Origin of the sequence: Streptomyces sp. NPDC008238 (assembly GCF_042956445.1) — a bacterium.
Lineage (GTDB): Bacteria > Actinomycetota > Actinomycetes > Streptomycetales > Streptomycetaceae > Actinacidiphila.
Genome location: NZ_JBIBGK010000065.1, coordinates 1 through 5,479, shown reverse-complemented (window position 1 = coordinate 5,479; position 5,479 = coordinate 1). Strand labels below are relative to the sequence as shown.

The following is a 5,479-nucleotide window of genomic DNA, read 5'->3' as shown; positions in this document are numbered from 1 at the left end:
GCGCCGCCCCCCCCCCGGGGGGGGGGGGGGGGGCGCGGGGCGCGCGCGCCCCCCCCCCCCGGGCGCGGGGGGGGGGGGGCGGGGGGGGGGGGGGGGGGGGGCCCCCCCCCCCCCCCCCCCCCCCCCCCCCTCCACGTCAGCGGCCGCCGCGCTCGGCGGCGTCCACGGCGGCGTAGATCCGGTCGAAGACGGGCTTGAGGGCCTCCAGCTCGCCCGGGTCCAGCGGGTCCAGGACCATCCGGCGCACGGCCTCGACGTGCGCGGGCGCTGAGGCCACCAGCTTCTCGTACCCCTCGGGCGTGAGGATCGCCAGCGTGTAGCGGCCGTCCCCGGGGTCCGTCTCGCGGCGGACGAAGCCCTGGTGCTCCAGGCGCCGCACCACGTGCGACAGCCGGGACAGGGAGGAGCTCGCGCGGTCCGCGAGCACGCTCATCCTGATGGTGTGCCGCTCCTGCTCGGAGAGCATCGCGAGGACGTGGTACTCCATCCAGTTCAGCTCCGCGTCGCGCTCCAGCTCACGCTCCAGGGCCGGCAGGAGCCGTGCCATGACGCGGGCCATCGACATCCACGCGGTCAGCTCGCCGCCGCGCAGCCAGCGCGGCTCCGCAGCGGCGGGCGAGGGCGGTGCCGCTGTGTTCTTCGTCATGCCGCACAGGCTATCGGACCGCTTGAAGCTTCAATCCGATCTGTTACTGTGCACTTGAAGCTTCAAGTTGAAGCTTCAATTCATACCGGCACCACACAGATCGGGAATCACGCCTCATGACCAGGATCGGCATCATCCTCGGCAGCACCCGCCCCGGCCGCAACGGCGAGAAGGTCGCGCACTGGGTCGTCGAGCAGGCCGCCCAGCACAGCGGCGACGCCACCTTCGAGCTCGTGGACCTCGCCGACTACCCGCTCCCCCACCTCGACGAGCCGATCCCGCCGGCCATGGGCCAGTACCAGAACGCCCACACCAAGGAGTGGGCCGCCAAGATCGGCAGCTTCGACGGCTTCATCTTCATCACCCCGGAGTACAACCACTCCACCTCGGGCGTGCTGAAGAACGCCATCGACTACCTGCACGCCGAGTGGAACCACAAGGCGCTGGGCGTCGTGTCCTACGGCTCCGTGGGCGGCGCCCGCGCCGCCGAGCACCTGCGCCTGATCGCCGGCGAGCTGAAGATGGCCGACGTGCGCACCCAGGTCGCGCTCTCCCTCTTCACCGACTTCGTCAACTTCAGCGAGTTCGCCCCCGGCGAGCACCAGGCCGCGAGCCTGTCGACCCTCATCGACGAGGTCATCGACTGGAGCCGCGCCCTCGCGCCGCTGCGCGGCTGAACTCCGCGCCGTCCCCGGTCGCCCGGCCGCACCTTGCCGGCGACCGGGCGGGGACGCGGGGCCCGGGGGCCGGGCGGAACGATCCCCCGCCCGGCCCCGCCGCGCCGCCCGCTCCCCTCAGGCGAAGCGCACGTCGTGGTGGTCCGCCTCCGGGTCGGAGGCGGCGAGCAGCCGTCTGCCCTCAGCCTCCAGCGCGTCACGGTCGGCGGCGGCCAGCGGCGCGAACGGCACGACCGTGACCACGGCGGAACCACGCGCCCGCCCGGTGCTCCAGGTGCCGCCCACGAAGCCGTCGACGAGGACCGTGCCGCGGACGATGCCGTTGGCCGTCATCACCCTCCGGACGTGCTCCCGCGCCAGGATGCGCGAACGGTCGGCGTGCGAGAGCACCAGGTTGTCGAAGTCGGCGACGAAGCGGGCGCCCACCGGCAGGTCCGGATCGGGCAGCGGCGCGGCGTCCGGGTCGTCGTACAGCACCCGGCCCTCCTCGTCGCGGTAGCCGCGCAGTTCCATCGCGGCGAAGACCTCCCGCAGCCCCGTGAGCCCCGACCACTTCTGCGCGTCGGCGACGGAGGCGGGCCCGAAGGCCGCCAGGTAGCGGCGCACCAGCGCCCGCGGGTCGGGGGCGGCGACCGGGGGACGTCCGAGCCAGGCATCGGCCGTGGTGTACGCGGTCCGCCCGGACACCCCCCACACGCCGCGCGGCGGCACCTGCACCAGCGGCAGCCAGTTGCGCAGCGCGTTGGCGAGCGACGCCGGATCGGCGTCCGGCCAGCGCGGGCCGAGCAGTTCGCGCAGCTCCCCCGGGGTACGCGGCTCCGCCTCGACGAGCTCCCGGCAGGCGGCGACGGCCTCGTCGCGGTCCACCCCGCGCACCCCCGGACCCCAGGAGCCCTGGGTGATCTGCCGGTCCAGCAGCGGCTGCAGCACCGGCCGCAGACGCAACGCGTCGTCCGCGGTGACCAGATGGACGGTGCCGCGCAGCAGCGCGATCCGCACCACCGCGCGGTCCAGCAGCAGCCGCGACAGGTCGCCGAAGGCGAAGCCCTCCAGCCGGGTCCACAGGGCGGCGTACGCCGCGTGCGGGGCCTGCGACTGAAGACCCACCAGATGCCCGACCGCCTCCACGGCGCTCATCCCCGACCGTGCCAGCAGCAGTTGCCGGTCCAGCAGGGCCCTGTTGAGCGTACGGCGGCCCAGCACGGCCCCCGGTGTCGTCCTGCGCATGCGGACACCGTACGTGCACGAACAACTCGGGGGTAACGGTCGCCCCGGCAGTGCCCGGGAGTGTAGACATAGCCTATGGCCGGGCCGAGCGATCATCGCCCCTCGAGGAAACCACCGGAGCGGGGGCTGCGAGCGCCGCTGGCCGGGCGCAGCGTGGCCGGGCAGGTCTTCCTGCTGCAGGTCGTGGTCGTCGTCCTGCTGGTCGCCGCCGCCGTCGTCGAACTCGTCGTGCAGGCGCGGCACGACAGCGAACAGGAGGCCCGCAACCGGTCGGTGGCGGTGGCCACGACCTTCGCGAGCTCGCCGGGCCTCGCGGCGGCGCTCGCCTCCCCCGACCCCACCGCGGTGCTGCAGCCGAAGGCCGAACAGGCGCGCCGGCGCTCCGGGGTGGACTTCATCGTGGTGACGGACCTGCAGGGGATCCGCTACACGCACCCCAAACCCGACCGCATCGGCAAGAAGTTCGTCGGGAACATCGGTCCCGCCCTGCGCGGTCAGGTGGTCACCGAGAGCATCGTGGGCACCATCGGACCGCTGGTGCAGGCGAACGTGCCGGTGCTCGACGACCGGGGCAGGGTCGTCGGCATCGTGTCCTCCGGCATCACCATCGCCAAGGTCAGCGGCGCGGTCAACGAGCAACTGCCGGTCCTGCTGGGCTTCTCGGCGGCGGTGCTGGCCCTCGCCACCGCAGGCAGCTGGCTGATCGCCAGGCGGCTCACCCGGCAGACCAGGGGCCTCGGCCCAGTCGAGATGACGCGCATGTACGAGCACCACGACGCCGTGCTGCACGCCGTGCGCGAGGGCGTCCTCATCCTCGACGGCGACCGGCGGCTGCTGCTCGCCAACGACGAGGCGCGACGGCTGCTGGACCTGCCCGCCGACGCGGAGGGCCGCCCCGTCACCGGGCTCGGCCTCGACGAGCGCGCCCGTGAACTGCTGGCCTCCGGCCGTGACACGACCGACGAGGTGCTGCCGGCCGGGGGCCGGCTGCTGCTGCTCAACAACCGCCACACCGACCGCAACGGCGGCCCGCCGGGCAGCGTGGCGACCCTGCGCGACGCCACCGAACTGCGGGCGCTGTCCGGGCGCGTCGAGACCGCCAGGACCCGGCTGCGGCTGCTGTACGACGCCAGCATGGGCATCGGCACCACGCTGGACATCACCAGGACCGCGGAGGAACTGGCGCAGGTGTCGGTGCCGCGCTTCGCCGACTACGTCACCGTGGACCTCGCGGTACGGGTGCTGCGCGGCGACGAGCCGCGGACGGGCCCGTCGGTGGAGATGCGCCGGGTCGCGGTGACCGGGATCCGCGACGACCACCCGCTGTACCCCACGGGGCACCCGCTGCACTTCGTGCCGTCCAGTCCGCAGGCGGCCGGCATCGCCGGCGGCCGGGCCGTCCTGGAGCCCCGGCTCGCGGACTCCCCCGGCTGGCGGGCGCAGGACCCGCAGCGCAGCGCGAAGGTCGTCGGCTTCGGCATCCACTCGCTGATCTGCGCCCCGCTCAGCGCCCGCGGCGTGCTCCTCGGCATGGTGAACTTCTGGCGCTCGCAGGCCCCGGAGCCGTTCGACGAGGAGGACCTCAAGCTCGCCGAGGAACTCGCGGCACGGGCCGCGGTGTGCGTCGACAACGCCCGCCGCTACACCCGCGAGCACACGATGGCGGTCACCCTCCAGCACAGCCTGCTGCCAAGGGAGTTGCCGCGGCTGACCGCCCTGGAGGCCGCCTACCGGTACCTGCCCGCGCAGGCGGGGGTCGGCGGCGACTGGTTCGACGTCCTGCCCCTGCCCGGGGCACGGGTCGCCCTCGTGGTCGGCGACGTCGTCGGACACGGACTGCACGCGGCCGCCACGATGGGGCGGCTGCGGACGGCGGTGCACAACTTCACCACGCTGGACCTTCCGCCGGACGAACTGCTGGTGCACCTGGACGAGTTGGTCGGCCGCATCGACCAGAACGAATCCGGTCCCACCGGCGACGGCACCGCCCCCGCGGGCACCATCGTCGCGGGCGCCACCTGCCTGTACGCCGTCTACGACCCGGTGTCCGGCACCTGCGCGATGGCCCGCGCCGGTCACCTGCTCCCCGCGGTCGTCCACCCCGACGGGACCGTCGAGTTCCCCGACGTACCGGCCGGACCCCCGCTGGGCCTGGGCGGACTGCCCTTCGAGGCCGTGGAGCTGACGCTGCCCGAGGGCAGCAGCCTGGTGCTCTACACCGACGGCCTCGTGGAGGACCGCGACCGGGACATCGACGAGGGCCTGGAACTCCTGCGCCGGTCCCTGTCCCAGGCGGGCCGCGACCCCGAGGACACCTGCCGCGACGTGTTCAAGGCCATGCTGCCCGACCGGCCCGGCGACGACATCGCACTCCTCGTCGCCCGCACCCGCGTCCTCGACCCCGGCCACGTCGCCGACTGGGACGTGCCCAGCGACCCGGCCGCGGTCTCCGGGGTGCGCGCGGCGGTCCAGCGGCAGCTGGGCGCCTGGGGGTTGGAGGAGCTGTCCTTCACGACGGAGCTGGTGCTCAGCGAGCTCATCACCAACGCGATCCGGTACGGGGCCGAGCCCATCAAGGTCCGGCTGATCCTCGACCAGGTGCTGGTCTGCGAGGTCTCCGACGCCGGCAGCACCTCCCCGCACCTGCGGTACGCGGCCGCGACGGACGAGGGCGGGCGGGGGCTGTTCCTCGTGTCGCAGTTCGCGGAGCGCTGGGGGACGCGGTACACGGCCGAGGGGAAGGTGATCTGGGCCGAGCAGCAGCTGCGGTAGCGTGCCCGGGGTCCGTGGTTGCGGCTTGTTGTTGTGTGCGGGTTGTTTGTGGCTGGGGTTGCGGTTTCTCCCCCACCCGCCCTCCCGATTGCCCGGCGCGATTGGTGCGGGCCTGCGCACTGTGCATGGGTGGGCCGGGGGCGGGGCCTCCGGGGTG

The 5,479-nt window shown here is 73.9% G+C and carries 4 protein-coding genes; 2 read left to right on the top strand and 2 right to left on the bottom strand.

Going from position 1 to position 5,479, the window contains the following annotated elements; genetic code table 11:
- Positions 1 to 136: 136 nt before the first annotated feature.
- A complete protein-coding gene (locus ACFZAU_RS41665; RefSeq protein ID WP_500556586.1) occupies positions 137 to 646 on the bottom strand; it encodes a MarR family winged helix-turn-helix transcriptional regulator in 510 nt (169 codons plus the stop codon).
- A gap of 116 nt (positions 647 to 762) precedes the next feature.
- Between ACFZAU_RS41665 and ACFZAU_RS41660 the strand changes: the two genes are divergently transcribed.
- On the top strand, positions 763 to 1,323 hold the full coding sequence (locus ACFZAU_RS41660; RefSeq protein ID WP_500556585.1) for an NADPH-dependent FMN reductase: 561 nt from the start codon (positions 763 to 765) through the stop codon (positions 1,321 to 1,323).
- A gap of 117 nt (positions 1,324 to 1,440) precedes the next feature.
- Here the strand turns inward: ACFZAU_RS41660 and ACFZAU_RS41655 are convergent, their stop codons facing one another.
- The gene (locus tag ACFZAU_RS41655) at positions 1,441 to 2,550 is read right to left on the bottom strand and encodes a winged helix DNA-binding domain-containing protein (protein WP_500556584.1); all 1,110 of its coding nucleotides are present in this window, start codon (positions 2,548 to 2,550) and stop codon (positions 1,441 to 1,443) included.
- 75 nt (positions 2,551 to 2,625) lie between these two features.
- On the opposite strand from ACFZAU_RS41655, the gene ACFZAU_RS41650 reads away from it, so the two are divergent.
- The gene (locus tag ACFZAU_RS41650) at positions 2,626 to 5,322 is read left to right on the top strand and encodes a SpoIIE family protein phosphatase (protein ID WP_500556583.1); all 2,697 of its coding nucleotides are present in this window, start codon (positions 2,626 to 2,628) and stop codon (positions 5,320 to 5,322) included.
- Positions 5,323 to 5,479: the final 157 nt, after the last annotated feature.